This window comes from Desulfoplanes sp. PS50, from assembly GCF_053851535.1.
The window spans coordinates 1-22,411 of record NZ_JBSPZA010000034.1 but is presented as its reverse complement, the minus strand read 5'-3'; the positions used below and the strand labels follow the sequence as shown (position 1 = coordinate 22,411).

Below are 22,411 nucleotides of genomic sequence, written 5' to 3'. Positions count from 1 at the left end.
CAGCCTGGTATGAGACCTCTCACCAGGCAGTTCATTCCCAATGAGCTCTTCATGACGCCTTCTTCGCTGCGCCCACACCAAATATATGACAACCCGGAGTGAAAATGTCCCTGAGGAATCGGTTGGGATTCACCAAGGAACCTCTGTATCTGATTGACGGATCGGCCTTTGTGTATCGGGGATTCTACGCCTATCCGGATCTGAAGCGATCCGACGGGTTTCCCACCAATGCCATGTTCATTGTCCTGAGACTGCTGGCCAAACTCCTTCGGGAGGAAGAGCCTGTCTATCTGGGTTTTATTCTGGACGGCAGGGGACCGACTTTCAGGCATGAGATGATGACCACGTATAAGGCCCAGCGGCTGCGCATGCCGGAGAATCTGGCCGTGCAGATCGACCCCCTTCTCGAAGGGCTTGAAAAGATGGGGATAAGGACCATTGTTTCCAACGGGGTGGAAGCCGACGATATCATGGCCAGCCTGGCAAACAGGTTCAAGAAGGATCGCCCCGTGGTTCTGGTGGGTGCGGACAAGGATTTGCAGCAATGTCTGGATGAAAATGTCTATCTCTGGGATCCGTCGCTGAAAAAGGAGAAACTGGTCTCTCTGGAGAGCTTCCACGAGCAGCAGGAACTCGTGCCTGAACAATGGCCGGATTATCAGGCTCTTGTCGGGGATACAGCCGACAATATCCCCGGAATTCCCGGGGTCGGCCCCAAGACCGCTCTGGGGCTGCTCAAGCGTTTCCCCTCGCTGGAGGCATTGCGGGACGGGTTTGAACGGCTGACGGCCAAAGAGCAGACCCGGCTGGGGCCGCATATGGAGGATATCTTTCTTTATCGGGAACTGACCCGTCTCAAGACTGACTGCTGCCAGGATCAACCCTTCTCCGATCTGAAGATTGACGGGACAAACAGGGACGAATTCCTTGCATTTCTCGATACGTATGAATTTCGTTCCCTGAAACGGGAGTTCAGGGATGACGATCCAGAGGAAAACGTGGCTTCGGTTCAGGCAAAGTCAGAAAGTTTTGTGGAACCTGTCCCGGCCACGACCCCGCCCGTTTGCGCTGATGCAGACATCGGCATGGTCCTGGAGGGCAAGGGGGTGAGGATCGCTCTGGAAGACAAGGAATACATCTTTGGCGCATGTACCATGGAGCTGGTCACCGCCCTGAGTGCGGCCAGGTCGATTGCCGTGCCCTCCTTCAAAGCGGTTCTCTACCACAATCGGTTGTGGCATCTCATTCCCATAGCAACGTGGTTCGACATCGGCCTGGCTGCGTATCTTCTCGATCCTGAAGAACGGGAATACGGTTTCGAGCGCATCCGTGACGGCCTGGCCGGGGAATTGGACGTTGATCCCGCGAACACAGCCCTTGCCGCCCGCAAGGTCAAAAATATTCTGGTCCATCGCCTTGAGGCGGGAAATTTCATGCCTCTTTTGCGGGAATTGGAACTTCCTCTGATCCCGGTCCTTGTCAAGATGGAACAAAAGGGCATCCGCCTGGACATGAAGGCATTTGCCGCATTTCTGACCGAGGTTCAGGAGAAGCTCGATGATCTGACCACGGTCATCTATCGCGAGGCAGGAACCCGTTTCAACATCCGCTCCAGTCAACAACTGGGAGAGGTACTTTTCGATCATCTGAAGATCGTTTCCCGGAAAAAGACTCCGGGCGGTAAACCATCCACCTCGGTCCAGGCCCTGGAGGCCCTTGAAAGCGATCATCCGATCATCGGCAACATCCTCAAATACAGGACCCTGGAGAAACTCCGTTCCACCTATCTCGAACCTCTTCCCAAACTGGTGGACAGCGCGGACCGGGTACACACCCATTTCAACAATCTGGCCACGGCCACGGGCAGGCTTTCAAGCAGCAGGCCCAACCTGCAGAATATCCCCATCCGGGGAGAGTTCGGTCCCCGGATGCGGCAATGTTTTATCGCCCGGCCGGGATACAAATTGGTGGCAGCCGACTACTCCCAGATTGAATTGCGCGTCCTGGCTCATATGTCCGAGGATCCCCATCTGCTGGATGCCTTTGCCAAGAATGAGGACATCCATGCCCGGACCGCAGCCCTGTTGTTCGACAAGGAGCCGGAAGAGGTCGAGGCGCACGAACGGCGCAAGGCCAAGACCATCAATTTCGGACTTCTCTACGGCATGGGGCCCCAGAAATTGGGCAAGGATCTGGGGCTGACTCTCAAGGAGGCCAAGGCCTTTATTGACCGGTATTTCAGCACATTGACCCGCGTCAGGGAGTTTTACGCCACTGTAGAGGAAAAGGCCCAGGCCAACGGCTACGTGACCACCATCGCCGGTCGCCGACGTCTTTTGCCGGATATCAACTCCAGAAACGCCAACCTGGCTCAGCAGGCCCGACGCATGGCCATCAATACCGTGGTCCAGGGCTCGGCAGCCGACGTGATCAAAAAGGCCATGCTTGCCGTGGACCGGGACAGTAGCCTGGAAAAAATGGGAAGCAGCATCCTTCTTCAGGTCCATGACGAACTGGTCCTGGAGGTTCCGGAGGATAATGCCGTTCAGGCCGGAGAGCGGCTGGCCAAAATCATGGGTACGGTTTATGAGCTGGCCGTTCCTCTGGCCGTTGACTGGGGCGTTGGCGACAATTGGGCTCAGGCGCATTAGAACAAAAGTGCGCAGTGGGCAGTGCGCAGGAAAAATACAAAAAAGGGACAACCCCTTTTCAGGACTGGATAATCCCGGACTTCGCCGGGATGACGACAGGGGGCGACAATTCAGCTCCAAAAATGACAACTTTTTTTCAGGATTCGACAGCCCCCCTTTTTATCCGGATCACCGCGATCATTGCGTCCTTGGGTTCACTCCAACCCCGGAGTCTTCAAATGCACGAAACCAGCCTCAATCAGACCATTATCGATTACATCACCGGTGACGAGATCCATGATACGACCTTTGAGGATCTGCGTCAGGCCATTGCACGCATTCTCGTGGAGCAGCGCGGGTATCCCAGGGAACGGCTCAGGACCAAGGAGGTCCTCTCCTACGATATCGATGGAGAGCATTTTGAAAAGGTTCTCGACCTGGTGGCCTTTGACCCTCGGGAAAAACCTCTTCTCCTGGTCATGTTCTGTCCCGGGGGGCTGGTCTCCTATATCCGTCAGTACGTGGCCGCAGCCCGGCTTTTCGCTGCAGGGCCCATCCCGTTTCTCGTGGTCACCGATTCCAAAGAGGCCAAGCTGGTCCGATGCTCGGATGGAGAGATTCTCAAAGAGGGATTTCACGCATTTCCCACCTGGGAGGAACTCCTGGAATTAAGCAAGGCTCATACCGTTGAAAAGCCGGATCAGGATCGGGTGCTCAAGGAGCAGCGCATTCTCTATGCCATGCATGATCTTTCAGGCCCGTGCTGCAAAGGGGAATGTTAGAGAGTGCGCAGAAGACAGTGCGCAGGAAAGGCTGGAAACGACAGGTAGAAAAGGCCCGCTTTCCGTTTGCACGTGGTACGTGCCGGGGAAAACGGGCCAGGAGACGAGCAGGAAGAGAGCGGATCAGTCAGATTTCGTGGAATAGATGTTTTTGAGGGCGTCCATGCTCGTGTCCGGGTTCATCAGGCGGACCATTTCCCGGGCGACATCCTCAGGGCTGAAATCCTTGCTTGTGGTCTCGGTAACGCACAGGACCCAGCCGTTTTCATCCTTTCCGAGATAGAGTTCGCGATGGGTGGCGGCGCTGTCTTCACAGAGAACCCCGGTGGAGAAAAAGGGACGGGCGAATTCATGCTCGTCTTCGGTCCACTTATACCGGATGTCGTGGTCCGTTTCGGGAAGTTTGTGGAGATGCTTGTTTTTCCAGGTGCAGATATCGAAAATTTTCTTGAGGTGTTCCCCTTTTTTGAATTCGGTGGTCATGATTGTCCTCCTTGGGGCGACAGTGTAGAGTAATAACAGATAGAACACGGGGCAACGCACCGGAGTGGAAGATTTTAAAAAAAAATTCCGGGACGATTGCGGGTCGATTTGATCCGACCCTAAACCCAAAAAGTCTCTTTTTCAATAGCCGGATGCAACAAGCGAGATGTACCCATGGACACTATAACCATCAGAACACAGCAGCGGGAAATCCTCCAGGATGTCACCTTGCAGATTCAGGATTATCTTCATGTCCACGGGTGCACGCGCGGCGTACTGACACTTTATTCCCCCCACACAACCTGCGCAGTGACCATCAATGAGGGTTGCGATCCCGATGTGGCCCGGGACATGATCCAGGTTCTCGGGCGGCTTGTTCCCCAAACAGGGGATTACAGACATGCCGAAGGCAACAGCGATGCGCATGTCAAAACGTCCCTTATCGGTCCGAGTCAGCAGATTCTGGTCGAGGAGGGGCGGTTGTGCCTCGGGACCTGGCAACGTATTTTTCTGGCTGAATTCGACGGCCCCAGATCCCGGCATCTATGGGTCATGTGGCAGGGTGGGTGATTATTACCGGGTTCCGGGCACGGAGAACGCACGGGATCTTTTTTCCATCTTGACCCGGGAATCCCGATTCCCTACATTCTGACGGTTCTTTTTTTTTATCCCGCAACCCCATACCATAAGCAAAGGAAGGCATGACAATGTTAGATGCTGGCAAGATCTGGTTTGATGGAAGGCTGGTTCCCCAGGCGGAGGCGAATGTGAATGTGCTGAGTCACGCATTGCATTACGGGACCGCCGTGTTCGAGGGCATCCGGTGCTATGTCTGTCCAAACGATTCCGCAGTGTTCCGGTTGCAGGATCACGTACGGCGGCTTTTCGAGTCGGCCAAGATCCTGCAGTTCGACGTTGCCTTTTCCCAGGAAGAAATCTGTCAGGCCATTCTCGATACATTGAAGACCAATGCGCTCGCCGAAGGATATATCCGCCCCCTGGTTTTCCTTGGGGCCGGCGGTGTGGGAGTCAATCCCGGGGACAATCCGGTCCACGTGATCGTTGCCACCTGGGCCTGGGGCGCTTATCTGGGTCAGGAAGCCCTGGAAAAAGGCATTCGTGTCCGGACCTCCAGCTTCACCCGCCAGCATGTCAATTCCATGATGACCAAGAGCAAGGCCGCAGGCAATTACGTCAATTCCGTCCTGGCCAAACGTGAGGCCCTTCAGGACGGCTATGACGAGGCCATGCTTCTGGATGCTCAGGGCTATGTATCCGAGGCCACAGGCGAAAATATCTTCATTGTCAGGGACGGGATTATCCGCACACCGCCTTTGGGCTCCATCCTGGCTGGACTGACTCGTAATTCCCTGATCCGGGTGGCCAAGGATCTCGGTTACGAAGTCCAGGAGCACCGCTTCAGCAGGGACGAGGTATACACGGCTGACGAGGCCTTTTTCTGTGGAACTGCCGCAGAGGTCACGCCCATTTGTGAGGTGGATCGTCGTCAGATCGGTGCGGGTCATGCCGGTCCGGTGACCAAGGATCTGCAGAAGGCCTTTTTTTCCATCGTCAAGGGCGAAAACCCGGCGTATGATCAGTGGTTGACCCATTATTCCCTGTAGGCGGCCAGGCCGGTGTCTCGGCGTGTCATATCATTCGCAGGGGCGGACCTGTGTACCCTCAAGGGCAGAAGTGTCCGCCCTGTTGCTGTATTGCCCGGATCGACCAGGTTGACCGCATTGATTGGAGTGACCGCGCTGCCCCGGTTGACCTTATCGACCACTGAAGGATCATCTCTTACCCCCACATTGCCATGAGCAAGGAAGTTCTCACCGCCAAGTACAGGCCGCAAACCTTCGGGCAGGTGGCCGGACAGCAGGCCATCAAGACCATCCTTTCACGGGCCGCGGCCGAAGATCGGATCGCCCCGGCCTATCTGTTCAGCGGCACCCGCGGGGTGGGCAAGACGACCATCGCCAGGATATTCGCCAAGGCCATCAATTGCCAGGAGGCACCGACCCCGGAGCCGTGCAACACATGCCGGTTGTGTGACCAGATCACCAAAGGCGTCAGTGTGGATGTCATGGAGATCGACGGGGCATCCAATACCGGTGTGGACAATGTACGCAAGCTCCAGGAAAATGTGGCCTATGCCCCTCTGGATTGCCGGTACAAGGTGATCATCATCGACGAAGCGCACATGCTCTCCAAGCAGGCCTTCAACGCCCTTCTCAAGACATTGGAAGAACCTCCCCGTCACGTGGTCTTCATCATGGCCACCACCGAGCCGGAAAAATTTCCCCAGACCATCATCAGCAGATGTCAGCATTATGTATTCAAGCGGCTGCCTCAGAAGGAGCTTGTAGATCACCTCTCCTTCATCCTGGAACAGGAATCCATTTCCTTTGAGCCGCCTGCTGTGAGTCTTGTGGCCCGAAGGGGGGCTGGAAGCGTGCGCGACTCCATGTCCCTTTTGGCTCAGGTGCTTGCCCTTGGACAGGATGGGCTCAGATTGCGGGACGTCCGCGAAGTTCTGGGGCTGGCCGATCAGGAATTGTATCTCGATTTGGTCAAGGCCATCGCCTCCCAGGATCTGGGGGCCATCGGCCGGATTCAAGGCGAGATTCTGGATAAGGGGCTGGATCTCATTTTCTTTTTGCGCGAGCTGGTTTTGTGCTGGCGCAATCTTTTTCTGTTCATCCAGATGGGCGACAAAGCCCGGGAACTCATCGATCTTCCCGAAGAGGAGATCACCGCCTGGAAGACCTGTACCCCCCTGTTCACCCCGGCTCATGTCCATGCCTGCTGGCAGATGACCCTGGAAGGACAGCGCAGGGTTCAGACGAGTCTCGAGCCCGGTCTTGATCTGGAAATGCTTCTGGTCAATCTGAGTTATCTTCCCAGTCTGCTGCCCCTGGGCAAGGTCCAGCCAAAGACGCCTCCAGGTGATGCATCCCCTTGCGGGATCCCGGAAGCTGCCTCCATGCAGGCCGTTCCTGCCGCCGAACCCCGGGGACGATTCGAGACCGGAAGCGGCGAGGTCCGGGAACATTTCAAAGAACATGGCCAGGCCGAGGATCGGGACGATTCCGGGTCTGATACGGATGCGCCTCTCTCGGTCCACGAATCTCCGGCAACCATGGAGGTTCAAGAGCCCGCATCGCCCCCGCCTTCCCGGGAGCTTGATTGGCCAGGATTTGTCGATTTCTGTCAGACCAGAAAGGAAGATGTGGGACTGGAGTGCATGTTTTTGCAACAGGTGCGGGGTGTCGTTGAGGATGGCTGCATTCGGATTTCCTGTTCCAAGGAATTTGTCTATCAGCAATGTTCCCGTCAGGAGACCCTCACCGGGCTCAGACAGCTTGCTGCCAGGTGGGCGGGGAAATCCATGGATGTCCAGGTCGAACCTCCCCTGGATAAAACGCATCTTTCGCCCGGAGAGGTTCGCGAGAAAGCCCTGGCCGATCCCCTGGTCAAGGAGGTTATGGACTCCTTCGGAGCCCAGGTGGTCGATATCAGGCAGCATTGAAAATCAAAGGGCGCCCTTGATGCCCATGTATTCCTAGGGGCACGGTACGCCGTGCCCTTTTTCCGATTTCGGTGAATGCCCGCGTGAAATGGAAAAGACAGAGGCCTTTCACCGTGCAGGCGAAGAAAAACAACCGCTAGGTCACACGCAAACCACGCAATCCCAAGGAGGCAACCCGTTATGGGTATGAATGATATTTTGCGCCAGGCGCAGATGATGCAGAAGAAAATGGCCCAGATGCAGGAAGAGCTCAAAACCAGGACCGTGGAGGCATCATCCGGGGGTGGTATGGTCTCGGTCACGGCCTCCGGGGCCAAGGAAATCCTGTCTCTTTCCATCGATCCTGCCGTGGTCGATCCCGAGGATGTGGATATGCTCCAGGATCTGATCCTTGCAGCCGTGAACGAGGCTCTGAAAAAGGCCACGGAAATGGTCGAGGGGGAAATGGGTCAGCTCACCGGAGGGATGAAGATTCCCGGGCTGTTCTAATCCGTTTCCCGATTATTTTTTGGTCCGAATTCTACGATAGCGTTTTTTTCATGTCCCGTCCGATTTCCGGGCGGGCATGCCCTTTTTAACAGGACGAACTTCATTGGCGAATCTTCCCAAACCATTGCAAGATGTTGTCAATCGACTTGCATCTCTTCCGGGAGTCGGTCCCAAGAGTGCCTTGCGCATGGCTATGACCCTGCTCAAATGGCCCGAGCCGCAGGCCCGGGGACTTGGAGAGAGTATTCTCTCCCTCCGCGAAAATCTTTCCATCTGTTCGATCTGCGGGAGCCTTTCCGATACTGATCCCTGTTCTATCTGCGAGGATCCCAGGCGGGAAACGGGTCAGCTCTGCCTGGTCGGTGAGTGGGATACCCTTCTGGTCATGGAAGAGGCAGGAGGCTACAAGGGACGCTATTTTATCCTGGGCGGGCTTCTCTCCCCCCTTGACGGGGTCAACCCCAAGGATCTGGAACTCGACGGGCTTCGATCCCTGCTGGCCAAAGAGGGGGTCCGGGAAGTGATTCTGGCCCTGGGGACCACCGGGGAGGGCGAGGCCACGGGGTCCTATCTCAAGAATTTGATCGAAAAGGAATTTCCTCATGTGGGGATCACTCGGCTGGCCCAGGGCATTCCCCTGGGTGCCGAGGTCAAGTACATGGACAGGAATACGCTGCGCCAGTCCCTGGAATACCGGCAGAAGATCTGATGACAGGAATCACATGAGCGAGGCCGGCGGACAGGTCAGGACCCTCAAGGGTGAGGTGGTGAGCGTGGTTTTCGCCAACAGCGAAAACGGGTTTGCCATCACCCGTCTCATGGCCCGGGGTGAGCCCGGACAGATTACCGCTGTGGGAATCATGGGCGAAGTCACACCAGGTGAGATGCTGGAATTGACCGGAACCTGGAAGGAGCACCCCAAGTTCGGCAGACAGTTTCAGGCCGAGACCTGTGTGCAGGTGCTTCCGGCCACAATCAACGGAATCAAGCGATATCTGGGGTCCGGATGCATCAAGGGCATCGGGCCGACCATGGCCGGGAAATTGGTCAAGGAATTTGGGGCCAAGGTTCTGGACGTCCTGGACGAGAAACCTGAGCAACTGCTTCGGGTGCCTGGTTTGGGCACAAAGACCCTGAGCAAAATCTTAGAGTCCTGGGAAAAGCAGCGCGAGATACGCGCCCTGATGCTTTTTCTGCAGACCTACGGGATAGCCCCGACCTTTGCCGGAAAAATTTTCAAACGCTACGGCATTCAGGCGGTTGAACGGCTCAAGCAGGATCCCTATCAGCTCGTTTATGAGATTCGAGGGATCGGTTTTGCAACCGCCGACGCCATGGCCCTGAAGCTGGGGTTTGCCGAGGATTCTCCCGAACGGATCCAGGCCGGCATCATGTATGTTCTCTATCAGCAGGGGGAACGGGGTCATCTTTTTTATCCGGCTGACGCCTTGCTCGAAAAGTCTGCCCAGGCCCTGGGTGATATCCATGTCGAGCTGCTTCGCGACGGCCTGGCCAGACTGCAGGAAATCAAGCGCATCGAGGTGGAGGATCTTCCCGAGCAGAATGTCCATGAAGCCGTGTACCCGCATTTTTTCTATCGTATGGAACGGGAGATTGTTTCCAGACTCCAGGCCACTGCCTCCCATGCAGTCCATGTGGACGAAGCAAAACTCCTTGGAACCATCGAGGAACAGGAACGCCGCTCCCGGGTGACCCTGTCCGATGAGCAGCGCGAAGCCGTGATCGGGGCCTGCGGCAACAAAATCTACATCATCACCGGCGGACCGGGAACGGGTAAGACGACCATCACCCGAATGGTGGCCTGGTCCCTTGCTTCTCTTGGCCTGGAGGTCAAGCTCGCAGCCCCTACGGGGCGGGCAGCCAAGCGACTCTCCGAGGCTACCGGCAGATCCGCTTCGACCATCCATCGTCTTCTCAGATATGATCCGGCAAGTGATGGCGGGTTTGTGTTCAACGAGGACAAAAAGCTCAAGGTGGACGCACTCATCGTGGACGAGGTGTCCATGCTCGACTGCGTTCTCTGTCTGCACCTGCTTCGTGCTCTGCCTTTGACCTGCAGGATCATCTTTGTGGGAGATGTGAATCAGCTTCCCTCGGTCGGCCCGGGAAATCTGCTGCGTGATTGTCTGGAAAGCGGGGTTCTGTCCCACAAACGGTTGACCAGGATTTTTCGCCAGGCCCAGGAGAGCATGATCGTGGTCAATGCCCACCGGATCAACGAGGGCGAGTTCCCTCTGGGCGCGACCAAGCCGGTTCCCCAGGCGGATTTTTTCTGGGTGGAAAACGAGGATCCCCTGCGTATCCAACAGCTTATCCTGAAAACGGCCTGCGAACGGATTCCCGAGGTCTACGGTCTCGATCCCCTGCGCGATGTCCAGGTGCTCACCCCCATGCACAAGGGGGATGTGGGGACGATCGCCTTGAATACCCTGCTCCAGGAACGACTCAATCCCCATGGCCAGGAGATCAAAAAGGGACAGCGCAGATATCGGGTCGGCGACCGGGTCCTGCAGATGCGGAACAACTACGACAAGGATGTGTTTAATGGCGATCTTGGTTGGATCGTTTCCCTGGACCGCGAGGCAGAAACCCTGAAGATCGATTTCGAGGGCAGGGAGGTGGAATACGGGTTCGACGAATTGGACGAGCTCTCCCTGGCCTATGCCGTGAGCGTGCACAAGTCCCAGGGCAGCGAGTACCCGGCCGTGATCATGCCCGTTGTCACCCAGCATTTCATGCTTTTGCAGCGAAACCTCATCTACACGGGCCTCACCCGGGCCAGGAAACTGGCTGTGATGCTCGGCTCCCACCGAGCCTTGTCCATTGGGCTCAAGAACAAGGAAAGCTCCAAACGGTTTACCCATCTGGTCTACCGGTTGCGGGACGCATTTTGATTTTAAGACTGGTCAAACTAGTTGAAAACTCATATGAAATCTCGATGATTTTCTATGTCGGACACGGTGTTCGTTGATTGTGATCATCTGGTGTGCTTCCTTGGCTCTTTATTGTTGCATCGATTTTTCCCGGACTCTTCATGTCTACCTTTCTGAAACGCCTTTTGCCCGCCCTCTTCCTCATCGCCTTGGCCTCGGCCGTTCTGCTGGTTTCGGATCTCGGCCACAGGCAATCCTCGCGTCTTCAAACAGCCTCTCTGCCAAAAATCGCCATCATGCAGATCACGTCCACACCCCTTATCGACCTGCATGTTTCCGGAATCATCGAACGGCTTGAGGACAACGGGTTCGTGGCGTCGGACCAGGGCAATCTGCACCTGTACAATCCCCAGGGAGACATACCAACGGCCAACGCCATCGGGCGGGAAATCGTCAGCCGGGGGTATGACATGGTCATTACCTCGAGTACCATTGCCCTGCAGGTGGTGGCCAATGCCAATAAGGGGGTGGGGATGACCCATGTGTTCGGGGCGGTCACCGATCCTCTGGGCGCGGGCGTGGGGATCACCGGAAGAAAGCTGGGGGAGCATCCTCCCTATCTGGCCGGAATCGGAACCTTTCAGCCGGTCACCCGGGTCTTTGAGATTGCCCGGGAATTATGTCCCGGCCTCGAGCAAGTCGGTGTGGTCTGGAATCCGGGCGAACAATGTTCCGAGGCCTGTATGCTCGAGGCCCGGGCCGTGTGCAATCGGTTGGGCATGGACCTGGTCGAGGCCACGGCGGGAAACACGTCCGAAGTCAACGATTCGCTCAGATCGCTTCTGATCCGGGACATTCAGGCCCTGTGGATCGGGGGAGACACCGTGGCCCAGGCCGCGGCCGGGATGATCTTCAAGCTGACCGCTCAGGCCGGGGTTCCGGTTTTCACCAACGATCCCGAAGATGTTCACAAGGGAGCCATTCTGGGGCTGGGTGCGGACTACAAGACCGTGGGACGATACACCGGAGACATGGCCGTGGCCATTCTCAAGGGGCGAAATCCCTCTTCGTTCCCCATCGACAATGTGGTCCCCGAGCGGCTCGAGGTGAACGAGACGGTTCTGGCCCGGTTCGCCGACTCCTGGACCATGACCGATTCCATCCGTGCCCTGGTCCGGAAGGGGCACAAGGGAATCGTTCGGGCCCGCTACAACGGTCCTGCCAGGGTGGCTATGATCAATCTGACCAACTCCGAGGTCCTCGATCAGGCCGAACAAGGAGTGGAAAAGGGGCTGGGGGATCGCGGGCTCGTTCCGGGCGAGGACTATGTGCTCACCCGGTACAATGCCCAGGGAGACATGGCCCTGGTTCCTCAGATGATCGACACGGCTACGACCAAAGGGGCCGATCTCCTCGTGACCGTGACCACGCCGGTGCTCATGGCTGCGGCCAAACAGGTCGAAGATCTTCCCGTGGTCTTTACCGTGGCCAGCGATCCCCGGGAATTGGGGATCTTCCCCAACGGCAGACCCGGCAACATCTGCGGGGTGCACGATGATCCCCAGCTGGGGGCGCTGACGGACATGCTCCTCGAATACGATTCTCATATCCACAGGGTGGGCATCATCTACAGCCCGGCACAGCGCAATGCGGTCATTTCGGTGGAGCGTTTGCGCAGGGCGGGCAGGGAGCGCAACCTGACCATTCTGGAAGCGACTGCGTCCAATACCTCGGAATTGTCCATGGGTGTTCAGTCCCTGATCGACCGGGGGATGCAGGGATTGATTATTTCCGCGGACAATGTGGCCTGCGCGGGATTTCCGGTCATCCATAAAATGACATCAAAGGCGAACATCCCCATCTTTACCACGAATGGCTCCCTCATTCGCCAGGGGGCCACGGGCTGCGTGGGTGACGATTATTTCAGCTGGGGACGCCAGTCCGGGCATCTGGCCGCCGATATTCTCTTTGGGGGCGACCCGATGGATCTGCCCATCGAGGGGACCAGAAACCAGGTGGTCATCCATCCCCAACGATGATGCATCGAGCATGGAGCCCGATACAAGGAACTCTGTATGCAATTGACACGGGAAAAGGCGGGAAAATACCTGCTTATCAAGGCCAAGGGTCGGCTGGACGCCTCGTGGGCCGATTATTTTCTGGCGGAATTGCGCGAGTCCGTGCGGCTTGGCGAGCATCACATGGTCATCGATGCGGCCGAGCTGGCCTTTCTCAGTTCTGCGGGCATCCGCTCTCTGCTGATTCTGCACAAGGAATTGCGTGCCGTTGCAGGAGAATTTTCCCTGGTCAATGCCTACGGCATGGTTCGTGAGACATTGACCTGCTCGGGGTTTGCCCAGTGGCTGGCCGAGGAGCTGCCTAGGGATCTTACACCCGGGCAGACCCTTCCCGGAGAGGGCGAACAGGCCTGGTCCGGATGCGAGATCCACATTCTCGATACCCGCGCCTTGGTGAGCCTGACATCGGTATCCGCATGGACACCCTGGAATCCCGTGGACCGGAATACGTGTCGCTTGATGCGCTGTACCCAGGACGGGTTCGGCCTGGGTATCGGGTGTGCGGCGCGGGGGTATGATCCTGCCAGGGAGCATCTGGGTGAATTCGTGGCCGTTTCCGGGCATGTGGTCCATCAGCCCCCGAACGATCGGGCCCGGCCCGATTACCTGCTTGCGGAAAAGGATTTCGTCCCCACCCTGCTGTGTAGTCAGGCCCTGTTTGCAAGCGGTCCCATGTCGCATCTCATACGCTTTACGTCCGGGGAAGAAGAGCCGGTCTGGGAACTCTCCCGGCTCATGGATCAGGTTATCGGGCTGACCCGAGGCGCACCCGCTGGATTCGTGATCATGGGTGAGATCGAAGGCATGGTCGGGGCATCCCTGATCCGATCTCCCGGAGAGATCACCCCGGGTCGGGATCTCACCTTTCCCGAGCTCCGCGACTGGTTGAGTTTTTGCGGGGAACGCTCTTTTGCCCACGAGCAGGCATTGATAACCGGAGTCGTTGCCCCGTCCTCCCGGGTCCCGTCCTCCGATTCCTTGTCATTGCTGCCGTCCCGGCCCGATCTTTCCATCCATGCTCATGGGGCGGTCTTTCCCTACCAGCCCCTGCCGGCCGGGGTCATCGAATTGCGTGCGAGCGTTGAAAAATGGCTCAGCGGGCCTGCTCCCCGCGCGGTCATGCACCTGGTGGACGACCATCGACCAGGCATGGGGCTCGGTGAAACCGGGCTCCTCAGGGGGGCGCTCTGGTGTTCCCCCATTGCCAACCCGGAGGTGCTCTCGTGAGTCTGCTCATCGGTTCCTTGACCATGGGGCTCATCCTGGCCCTTTTGTCCCTGGGTACGCTCATCAGTTTCCGGATGATCCGTTTCACGGATATCACGGTGGACGGGTCCATTACCCTGGGGGCATCCATCACGGCCGTGCTCATTTCTCAGGGTTTCAACCCCTGGTTGGCCACCCTGGCAGCCGTTCTCGCCGGAGGCTGTGCCGGCATGGTCACCGGCATTCTGCACGCCCGGTTCAGAATCCAGGAGCTGCTTGCAGGCATTCTGGTCATGACTGCGCTCTATTCCATCAATCTGCGGGTCATGGGGAGGAGCAACATTCCTCTGCTCAACGTGTCCACACTGTCCTCGTCCCTGGAAGGGGTGCTCTCGCGCATGGCCGGCCAGGGGGACAAGATGGATTGCTTTGGCTGGCAGGTGCCTGTTTCCGACCTGGCCACATTCATCTGCAGCGGCCTGATCTGCATGCTGACCGGTTTTCTGCTCCATCATTTTCTGCACACCCATTTCGGTACAGCACTTCGGGCTGCAGGGGGCAACGCCCGGATGGCCCGGGCCCAGGGAGTGAACGACACGACCATGGTCGTCTTCAGTCTGGCCCTTGCCAATGGACTGGTCGCTCTTTCCGGGGCCTTGCTCGCCCAGTACCAGGGATTTGCCGACGTCCAGATGGGCATCGGCATGATGGTCTGGGGACTGGCGAGCATCATCATCGGCGAGGCCCTGGTGGGCAGGGCGAGTATCGGTCTGACCATTGTCGGGACCATCCTGGGGACCATCCTGTTCCGCCTGCTCATCGCCATTGCCCTGCGCTGGGGACTCGATCCCAACGATCTCAAGCTGGTCACCGCCCTGTTCGTGTTTGCCGCCTTGGTGGCTCCCAGCACGCTTGCGGCCTTCAGGAAGGGTATCTTTCAACGGAGGGGGCATGCTTAGGGTCGCCAACATCCACAAGACATTTTTTCCGGGCACCGCCAACGAGGTCCGGGCCCTGGGCGGGGTGGATCTGCACCTGGAGAAGGGCTGCTTTACCGCGATCATCGGGACCAACGGCTCGGGCAAGAGCACCCTGCTCAATGCTGTTGCCGGAACCTTTCCGGCCGATCGCGGAACCATCGAACTCGGCGGCAGGGACATCACCCGCTGGCCCGAGTACAAACGGGCCGCCCTTGTCGGCCGGGTCTTCCAGGACCCCTTTGCCGGAACCGTGGCCGGGATGAGTGTTGCCGAGAATATCGTCATGGCCATGCAAAGGGGCAGCAGGCGCGGACTTGCCATCGCCCTTGGCCGCACGATACGCGCCGAGATCGGCGACAGGATCCGGACCCTGAAGATGGGGCTGGAGGATCGGCTGGAAAATCCCATAGGCACCCTTTCAGGCGGGCAGCGTCAGGCCCTGACCCTGCTCATGGCCACCTGGAGGAAGCCCGATCTTCTTCTTTTGGACGAGCACACCGCGGCCCTTGACCCCAAAAGCGCGGCCAAGGTGGCCGAACTCACCCGGGAGATCATAGAGCGCGACAATCTGACCGCCCTTATGGTCACCCACTCCATGCAGCAGGCCGTGGACATGCCGGACAGGATTGTCATGATGCACAAAGGCCTGATTGTGGAAGACTATGCCGGTGCTGAAAGAAAACGGGTGCGTACCTTGGATCTGATGGAAACTTTTGACCGGGTGGGTAAACGAGAACTCTTCGACGAGACCGTGGCCGAAATGCTCACACACCAATACAACTGAAAAAGATACTGCTTGAAGATATAGGACGCATCGTTTGCGGGATCTGAAGTGACCATCCGATATTTCTTCACAAACAGCGGCCATTGGACGTGAAGTGCGCAGCGCAATGGGCTGCTTGCGTTGTTGCGGGATGAGAAAGAGAGATGAACCGGATATTTTATATGTAGGGGACGTTTCAATGACCAGGACAGGGAGAATCGATTGATGGAACGTGAAAGCTGGAGCGGCAAACTGGGGTTTATCCTGGCGTGCATGGGCGCGGCCATTGGGCTGGGGAATATCTGGCTCTTTCCCTGGCGGCTCGCTTCCTATGGCGGGGCCGCCTTTCTGGTGCCCTATTTCCTGTTCGTTTTCGGCATGGTCGTGTTCGGGCTCATTGCCGAACTGGCCTTTGGGCGGAGTCAGAAGGCCGGTCCCATGGGGGCACTTGTGAAGACGTTTTCCCCGGCCCACCCCGTGATCGGGGGCATGCTTGGGGCCATCCCGGTGGCGGCTCTTTTCGGGATTCTGGTTTTCTACGTCATCGTTCTGGGCTGGATTCTGAAATATTTTTTCTTTGCCCTGCTCCAGGGGTTTGCGGGTGTTGATTCCGGTGGGTTGTTCGGCGGTCTGGTCGGATCCTCCTCGTCCATCCTCTGGCATCTGGCGGCCATGCTTTTGACCATGATCTTCGTGGCCGCGGGGATCGAAAAGGGACTGGAAAAATGCAACAAGGTGGCCATGCCCGTTTTTTTCGGCCTTCTTGTGATCCTGCTCATCCGCAGTTTGACCCTTCCCGGCTCTCTCGAAGGGGTAAAATATCTGATCAAGCCCGATTGGTCCAAGCTGGGCGAAGTGACCACATGGGTCATGGCCCTGGGGCAGAGTTTTTTCACCGTGAGCCTCGGCGGCATGCTCATTTACGGGAGCTATCTGAACCGGGATGTGGATATTCCTGACTCGGCCTTCAAAACGGTACTCATGAACACCAGTGCCTCCCTGCTGGCCGCCTTCGTGATCATCCCCTCGGTCTTTGCCTTTGGCCTGGATCTCCAATCCGGGCCGGGGTTGCTCTTTGTCACCATGCCCCGGATTTTCGAGAGCATGCCCCAGGGACATCTGTTCGGGGCCCTGTTTTTTTTAAGCGTAGTCCTGGCCGGACTCTCCTCGGCCCTGAACCTGCTCGAGGTTCCGGTCGAGGCGGTCATGGAACGGCTGGGGCTGAAACGGCCCGTGGCCGTGATGCTGGTCGGTGGACTGGCCTTTCTGGTTGGGCTTCCCCTCGATCTGAACATGGGATTGTTCGGCAGGTGGGCGGATCTCATCACTATCTATCTGTTCCCTTTCAGTGCCCTGGTCGTCCAGGTGGCATTTTTCTGGGTGTATGGAGCGGACCAGGCCCTGGCGGAGATCAATACCGGAGCCTCCCGTGTCTATGGTGCCGGGTTGCGGTTCTTCCTCCGGTTTGTCTTTCCGCTGGTGGCCATTCTCGTTTTGGTGCTCGGAATCATCTATGGCGGTATCGGTTGACCGGGATATACCTGCGATGTTCATTCACAAAAAAAGCGACTCCTTGGAGTCGCTTTTTTTGTGGTCATCGTTCGAGGGCGGCGAGGGAGTTTCAAACCGCCCAGAACGGGGTGAGCTGGCCATGAGAACAAATCAGCCCTGGGGTCAGAGCATCTTTCGTTGCATCTTTGCTCTTGATTTCCTATGTCTGCACATCGTGGCATCAACAAGGAGCTGGAAATGGAGATCATCACCTCGCCGGAGGGGCTGCAACGAGCCTGTCTGGCGTATAAAAAAAACAAGACCATCGGGTTGGTTCCAACCATGGGCTTTTTTCATCAGGGCCATCTTTCTCTGATGGATTGGGCCCGCACGCAGTGCGATGTTCTGGTCGTGACCCTGTTCGTCAATCCCTCCCAGTTCGGACCGGGCGAGGATCTGGACGCCTATCCCCGGGACGAGAAGCGGGATGTGCGGTTGGCCGAGGAACATGGCGCGGATATTCTGTTCATGCCCCTGGCAGGGGCCATGTACGCGGAAGATCATGCCACCTGGGTCGAGGTCCCGGAACTGGCCAAGGGGTTGTGCGGGAAGACCCGGCCGGTCCATTTTCGGGGCGTGGCCACCGTGGTGACCAAGCTTTTCAACCTGGTCCAGCCCGATGTGGCTGCGTTCGGGGAAAAGGACCGTCAACAGCTGGCGATCATCAAACGGATGGTTCGGGATCTGAATATGCCGGTACAGATCGCGGGCCGTCCCATTGTCCGCGAACCGGACGGGTTGGCCATGAGTTCGCGCAACGCCTATCTGACGGCTGAGGAGCGTGGACAGGCCCCGTCTCTGTACAAGGGGCTGCAGACTGCCGAAACCTGGATCCGGCAGGGAGAACACCGGCCAGGGCACCTGCTGGAAAAGATCACTGATTTTTACCGGGAGTATCTGCCCGCCGGGCGATTGGATTATTTCGAGGTGGTGGATCCGGATTCCATGCAGCCGGTATCCGTGATCACCAGGCCGGTGATTCTTGCCGCGGCCATGCATCTGGGCAAGGCACGGCTGATCGACAATCTTTTGGTTGATCCATCGGCAGACTGATATTCCTGTCATTTCTATTTTACAGCCATGAGGAGGCAAGCAATGGCAGCCAAGATTTCAATCACCGAGCTGGCCGGTCGCAAGGCCATGGGTGAGAAGATAACCATGATCACCGCCTATGATTATCCAACCGCCAGGATGGTCGACAAGGCCGAATTGGACATGATTCTGGTGGGCGATTCCCTGGGCATGGCCGTGCTTGGCTATGACTCCACCGTACCCGTGACCATGGAGGATATGATCCACCATACCCGGGCGGTCATGCGCGGGATAAAGCGGGCCTTTGTGCTCACGGACATGCCGTTCATGTCCTATCAGGTCTCGGTCGAACAGGCGGTCCGAAACGGTGGGCGGCTGCTCAAGGAAGGGGGATGCGAGGGCGTCAAACTGGAAGGGGGGCGCGAAATCGTGCCTCAGGTGGAAGGGTTGTGCCGGGCGGGGATTCCCGTGTGCGCCCATATCGGGCTCACCCCCCAGACAGCGACCAATCTGGGCGGTTTCAAGGTTCAGGGCAGGGACGCGGCCTCGGCCCGTGCTCTTGTGGAGGACGCCGTGGCGCTGCAGGAGGCCGGGGCGTTCATGATCGTTCTCGAGTGTGTTCCGGATATCCTGGCCCGGGAGATCACCTCCCGCTTGTCCATCCCGACCATCGGCATCGGCGCGGGCAGGGAGTGCGACGGCCAGGTCCTGGTCTTTCATGACCTGATCGGACTCTTCGACAGGTTCACCCCGAAATTCGTCAAACAGTACGGTCAGATCCGGGAAAAGATCGTCGAGGCTTTGCACCGGTACGGGGAAGAGGTCGCAAACGGGACCTTTCCCGGACCCGAACACACCTTTTCCATGGGCGAGGAGGAAGCCCAACGGTTTCTGCAGACAGAGGGGTGAATGCCATGAGAGAGAGACTTGATCTCGCCCTGATCCAGATGGAATCCGCAGCGGATCGGTCCGTCAATGTCGCGACCATCGAACGTCTGCTTGACGATTGCACAGGATGTGATCTGGCTGTTTTGCCGGAAAACGCATTGTGTCAGGGACGCGAGGAGACCGTGCGAGACGCTGCCCGAACCCTGGATGAGCTGAACAGGGAACTCGGCCGGATTGCCGCTCGTCACGGCATGTATGTGCTTTTCGGCGGTGTGCCCGTGACCCATGGAGATGGTGTCCGCAACGCGGCTCTTTGCTATGATCCGACAGGTGCTTTGGTCGCGAAATACGACAAGATGCATCTCTTCCAACTCGATCCGGATCGCCCCGGCGGAGTCGACGAGACCAGAGTGTATTCCCACGGCACCAAGCCGGTTGTCTGGGAGCTGCACGGATGGCGGATCTGTCTGTCTATCTGCTACGATATCAGATTTCCCGAGCTGTTCAGGAGCTGCGCGCCCGTGGATCTCATCCTCTGTCCCATGGCCTTTACCGCCCGGACGGGCCATGCCCACGGCGAGCTGCTTCTTCGGGCCCGGGCCGTGGAGAATCAATGTTATGTGGGGTCGGCCTCGTTGTGTGGGCAAAACGAGGAAACCCGTATGGAGCTGTTCGGCCACTCCATGGTCGTGGATCCCTGGGGCGAAGTCCTTGCGGACGGGGGTGCGCATGCACAGGGGGTTGTCCGGGTCCGGCTTTCCAGGGAGAGGATTCAGGAGGTTCGAGCCATCCTGCCTGCCCTGCGCAATATGAAAAAAAGTTTTAGGCGCTAGGTGGTACGTTTTAGGTTGCAATCCGCTTCCATATAAGAAGATGGAAAGCGGGGGGATGAAGTACGCAGTACGCAGGGCGCAGTGCGCAGGGAAGTTGCAAAAAAATGGGGATTATTTTTTAGGACTCGATACCAGTAGAAAGGGCGGGGTGGTTTTTTTGGCTACCACGTGAGACCGTTCAGAAATGCCTTTGAATCCAGGCATTGCACGCCCACATTGACCATGTCCGTAATATTTGCGGCGGCAATCTCGGGTGTCTGGGCCGAGCAACCGTCTGTGATCAAGGTCACCCCGTAGTCCAGGCAGAGTCCGTCGAACACGGTGGCCCGGACGCAATTGGGGAGCTGGGTGCCGGTGACCACCAGGTGGGAGATACCAAGCCGTCTGAGCATGAGATCGAGCTCCGTGAACATGAATGCGCTGAACCGGTTCTTGATGACCCGATATTCCCCCTGAAGCGGGGAGAGCTGGTCCACGATTTCCCATCCCTTGGTTCCTGGAACCACGAAGGGCTGATGTTCCAGAAAGTCCTTACGGCGCATTATTTCTACATCCGTCCCGTCTGGGCGATATTCGCGGGTGATATGGAAAACAGGGCGGTTGCCGGCCCTGAACGCCTGGAGAATCCTTTGTATCGCCGGAATGCTCGCCTCGGCCCCGGCAACATGGACCGGTGCTCCGGGGAGGACGAAATCGTTTTGCATGTCAATGATCAGCAGGGCCATATTGTCGGCTTGCATGATAAAAGTCTCCATCATTTATAGGAACTCGAACATGGATGTTTTTTCCGGCCGTCCGGTCATGGCCGCGACCACCGGGCATTTGACCTTGAAGGCGAAATAGATCCCGGTTTTTTCGTCCTTGAGGGCCTCGAAATTTCCCTGCCCCTTGCTGATGATGATCTCAGCCGTGTCCATGCGATCCAGAAACTCCCGGGTACACCGTTCGAGAACCGTGCCCGGGGTATCGACGCCGGATGTGATCACCTCACAGCGATTCGTCATCCCGACCTGGTTGGCGTCCTTCATGGTCGCATCGTTTAAAATGGGGGTTCCGCGGACAGCATAGGTCACCCGGTGGCCGAGTCTGACGAGTTCGTCCACGAGCAGCGTGTCCAGCACGATCTCTCCGGCATTGTCCCCGAGAATGAGAATGGAGCGGGGCGAGGACAATTCCTTTTTGAATCGCGGATAATGGGTGGTCGCCCATGAGGCATCGCGTTCTTCTTCCATGGCCTGTTCCCAGGCATGCTGTGTGGGGGTGCCGGCATCCATGTAGTTGCCGATGATGGCAAGCCGGAGCGCGTCGAACAGGGGATCCGCGCTTGTGGCCAGATCTTTTTGGAAGTCGGGCAACAGACGTTGGACATCCTTGTTGGCCTGGTCCTTGATATCGGCAAAAATATCCTCGGTTTCAAAGAGGCTGGCCAATTGCTTGTACATGATACCGGCCAGGGCCGGGGGGGATACGGTCAGATCCAGTGAAGGAAGCATGGATGCCCATTTCAGAAGGACTTTCTGATGCAAGTCGGTATCATCGGGGGCAATGATCCTGGCGGCCTTGAGGGCCTGGTTCATGAAGCAGGGTATGCAGTCAAGCGTTGTTTGCATGGGTTTTCCTTAGGTTTTTGGTCGTACTGATACGCGATCCGCATTCGTGTAAAATGGGCCTTTGGGAAAGTCAAAACAGGTTTGCGGCACTGTCAGGGTCGATTCGTTTTCATGGCCGGCCCATCCCGTTCAGGGCGTATTGAAACTCCCTCGCCGTCCTCGTACCATCAAGCCGTAGCGCAATATACGCAGGAAGTTCCGGACTATGCCTGGAAACGGCTTGATGAACGATGCCTGGTTCGGTCAGACAGTCAATCTGCCCCAAACGGGATGGTCCGGCCATGGTATTCCGGGCGATTGTCTCGGGGCACATTACCCCCGGATGCATCGCAAAATGGCATTCTCAAACGGGATTGTCACGAGGTTGTGGCGTTTTGATGATTTTTTTTGAAAAAGTGTTTGACAAAGTGAGCGCGTATCCATAGAAACCGCATCTCTTGAGCGGGACAGGCCGTGAAGGCGAAGAGGTCCGGTTCAAGTTGTTGGAATACAATATGAAGTATCTGTTCTTTGAGAACGAAGACGGGTCGATCGGATGCGGGTGGTTGTGAGGTGATTTTGATCTCAGACCGATCTGCAAGAAAGATAAAAAATCGATTGACAGGAGAGGGTGGTTTGGCTAGTAAACTTCTCCTTGTCGCGTCCTGATTTTTTGGCGGG

At 57.3% G+C, this 22,411-nt stretch carries 20 protein-coding genes; 16 read left to right on the top strand and 4 right to left on the bottom strand.

Annotated elements, in window-relative coordinates; translation table 11 throughout:
* Positions 1-104: 104 nt before the first annotated feature.
* A complete protein-coding gene (polA, locus tag ACTVJH_RS13400; protein ID WP_455991632.1) occupies positions 105-2,651 on the top strand; it encodes a DNA polymerase I in 2,547 nt (848 codons plus the stop codon).
* A gap of 218 nt (positions 2,652-2,869) precedes the next feature.
* Positions 2,870-3,412, top strand: coding sequence for a type I restriction enzyme HsdR N-terminal domain-containing protein (locus tag ACTVJH_RS13395; protein ID WP_455991629.1), 543 nt, complete (start codon positions 2,870-2,872; stop codon positions 3,410-3,412).
* Positions 3,413-3,535: 123 nt separating this feature from the next.
* On the opposite strand, the gene ACTVJH_RS13390 is transcribed toward ACTVJH_RS13395, so the two are convergent.
* Positions 3,536-3,895 (bottom strand): hypothetical protein, encoded by a 360-nt coding sequence (locus ACTVJH_RS13390; protein WP_455991626.1) that lies wholly within the window; start codon positions 3,893-3,895, stop codon positions 3,536-3,538.
* Between the two features lie 174 nt (positions 3,896-4,069).
* On the opposite strand from ACTVJH_RS13390, the gene ACTVJH_RS13385 reads away from it, so the two are divergent.
* Both ACTVJH_RS13385 and ACTVJH_RS13380 read left to right on the top strand, forming a co-directional pair.
* Positions 4,070-4,465 (top strand): secondary thiamine-phosphate synthase enzyme YjbQ, encoded by a 396-nt coding sequence (locus tag ACTVJH_RS13385; protein ID WP_455991623.1) that lies wholly within the window; start codon positions 4,070-4,072, stop codon positions 4,463-4,465.
* Positions 4,466-4,602: 137 nt separating this feature from the next.
* The gene (locus ACTVJH_RS13380; RefSeq protein WP_455991652.1) at positions 4,603-5,520 is read left to right on the top strand and encodes a branched-chain amino acid transaminase; all 918 of its coding nucleotides are present in this window, start codon (positions 4,603-4,605) and stop codon (positions 5,518-5,520) included.
* Here ACTVJH_RS13380 and ACTVJH_RS13375 read toward each other — a convergent pair.
* A complete protein-coding gene (locus ACTVJH_RS13375) occupies positions 5,508-5,681 on the bottom strand; it encodes a hypothetical protein (RefSeq protein ID WP_455991621.1) in 174 nt (57 codons plus the stop codon). The genes ACTVJH_RS13380 and ACTVJH_RS13375 overlap by 13 nt on opposite strands.
* Before the next feature lie 30 nt (positions 5,682-5,711).
* Between ACTVJH_RS13375 and dnaX the strand changes: the two genes are divergently transcribed.
* The 12 genes from dnaX to ACTVJH_RS13315 all read left to right on the top strand — a co-directional run bounded on the left by dnaX (position 5,712) and on the right by ACTVJH_RS13315 (position 20,141).
* Positions 5,712-7,427 (top strand): DNA polymerase III subunit gamma/tau, encoded by a 1,716-nt coding sequence (dnaX, locus tag ACTVJH_RS13370; RefSeq protein WP_455991619.1) that lies wholly within the window; start codon positions 5,712-5,714, stop codon positions 7,425-7,427.
* A gap of 186 nt (positions 7,428-7,613) precedes the next feature.
* Positions 7,614-7,916, top strand: coding sequence for a YbaB/EbfC family nucleoid-associated protein (locus tag ACTVJH_RS13365; protein WP_455991649.1), 303 nt, complete (start codon positions 7,614-7,616; stop codon positions 7,914-7,916).
* A 103-nt stretch (positions 7,917-8,019) separates the two neighbouring features.
* Positions 8,020-8,625: a recombination mediator RecR gene (gene recR, locus ACTVJH_RS13360; RefSeq protein ID WP_455991616.1), complete on the top strand. Its 606-nt coding sequence runs from the start codon at positions 8,020-8,022 to the stop codon at positions 8,623-8,625.
* Positions 8,626-8,638: 13 nt separating this feature from the next.
* Positions 8,639-10,831: an SF1B family DNA helicase RecD2 gene (gene recD2 / locus ACTVJH_RS13355; RefSeq protein ID WP_455991613.1), complete on the top strand. Its 2,193-nt coding sequence runs from the start codon at positions 8,639-8,641 to the stop codon at positions 10,829-10,831.
* 140 nt (positions 10,832-10,971) lie between these two features.
* Complete coding sequence (locus tag ACTVJH_RS13350) at positions 10,972-12,849, top strand: ABC transporter substrate-binding protein (protein WP_455991610.1); 1,878 nt, start codon at positions 10,972-10,974, stop codon at positions 12,847-12,849.
* 36 nt (positions 12,850-12,885) lie between these two features.
* Positions 12,886-14,115 carry an STAS domain-containing protein gene (locus ACTVJH_RS13345; RefSeq protein WP_455991607.1) on the top strand — a complete coding sequence of 410 codons (1,230 nt, stop codon included), beginning with the start codon at positions 12,886-12,888 and terminating at the stop codon, positions 14,113-14,115.
* Positions 14,112-15,053 (top strand): ABC transporter permease, encoded by a 942-nt coding sequence (locus tag ACTVJH_RS13340; protein WP_455991604.1) that lies wholly within the window; start codon positions 14,112-14,114, stop codon positions 15,051-15,053. Before ACTVJH_RS13345 ends, ACTVJH_RS13340 begins: the two co-directional genes overlap by 4 nt.
* Positions 15,046-15,858, top strand: a complete 813-nt coding sequence (locus ACTVJH_RS13335) for an ABC transporter ATP-binding protein (protein WP_455991601.1) — start codon at positions 15,046-15,048, stop codon at positions 15,856-15,858. The genes ACTVJH_RS13340 and ACTVJH_RS13335 overlap by 8 nt, the downstream gene beginning before the upstream one ends.
* A gap of 204 nt (positions 15,859-16,062) precedes the next feature.
* On the top strand, positions 16,063-17,367 hold the full coding sequence (locus ACTVJH_RS13330; protein ID WP_455991598.1) for a sodium-dependent transporter: 1,305 nt from the start codon (positions 16,063-16,065) through the stop codon (positions 17,365-17,367).
* 219 nt (positions 17,368-17,586) lie between these two features.
* Positions 17,587-18,441 (top strand): pantoate--beta-alanine ligase, encoded by an 855-nt coding sequence (gene panC, locus ACTVJH_RS13325; RefSeq protein WP_455991647.1) that lies wholly within the window; start codon positions 17,587-17,589, stop codon positions 18,439-18,441.
* A gap of 42 nt (positions 18,442-18,483) precedes the next feature.
* Complete coding sequence (gene panB, locus ACTVJH_RS13320) at positions 18,484-19,329, top strand: 3-methyl-2-oxobutanoate hydroxymethyltransferase (protein ID WP_455991596.1); 846 nt, start codon at positions 18,484-18,486, stop codon at positions 19,327-19,329.
* A 5-nt stretch (positions 19,330-19,334) separates the two neighbouring features.
* Positions 19,335-20,141 (top strand): nitrilase-related carbon-nitrogen hydrolase, encoded by an 807-nt coding sequence (locus ACTVJH_RS13315; RefSeq protein ID WP_455991593.1) that lies wholly within the window; start codon positions 19,335-19,337, stop codon positions 20,139-20,141.
* A 161-nt stretch (positions 20,142-20,302) separates the two neighbouring features.
* Here ACTVJH_RS13315 and ACTVJH_RS13310 read toward each other — a convergent pair whose 3' ends face one another.
* A complete protein-coding gene (locus tag ACTVJH_RS13310; RefSeq protein ID WP_455991590.1) occupies positions 20,303-20,881 on the bottom strand; it encodes a cysteine hydrolase family protein in 579 nt (192 codons plus the stop codon).
* 18 nt (positions 20,882-20,899) lie between these two features.
* On the bottom strand, positions 20,900-21,751 hold the full coding sequence (locus ACTVJH_RS13305; protein WP_455991587.1) for a damage-control phosphatase ARMT1 family protein: 852 nt from the start codon (positions 21,749-21,751) through the stop codon (positions 20,900-20,902).
* Positions 21,752-22,411: the final 660 nt, after the last annotated feature.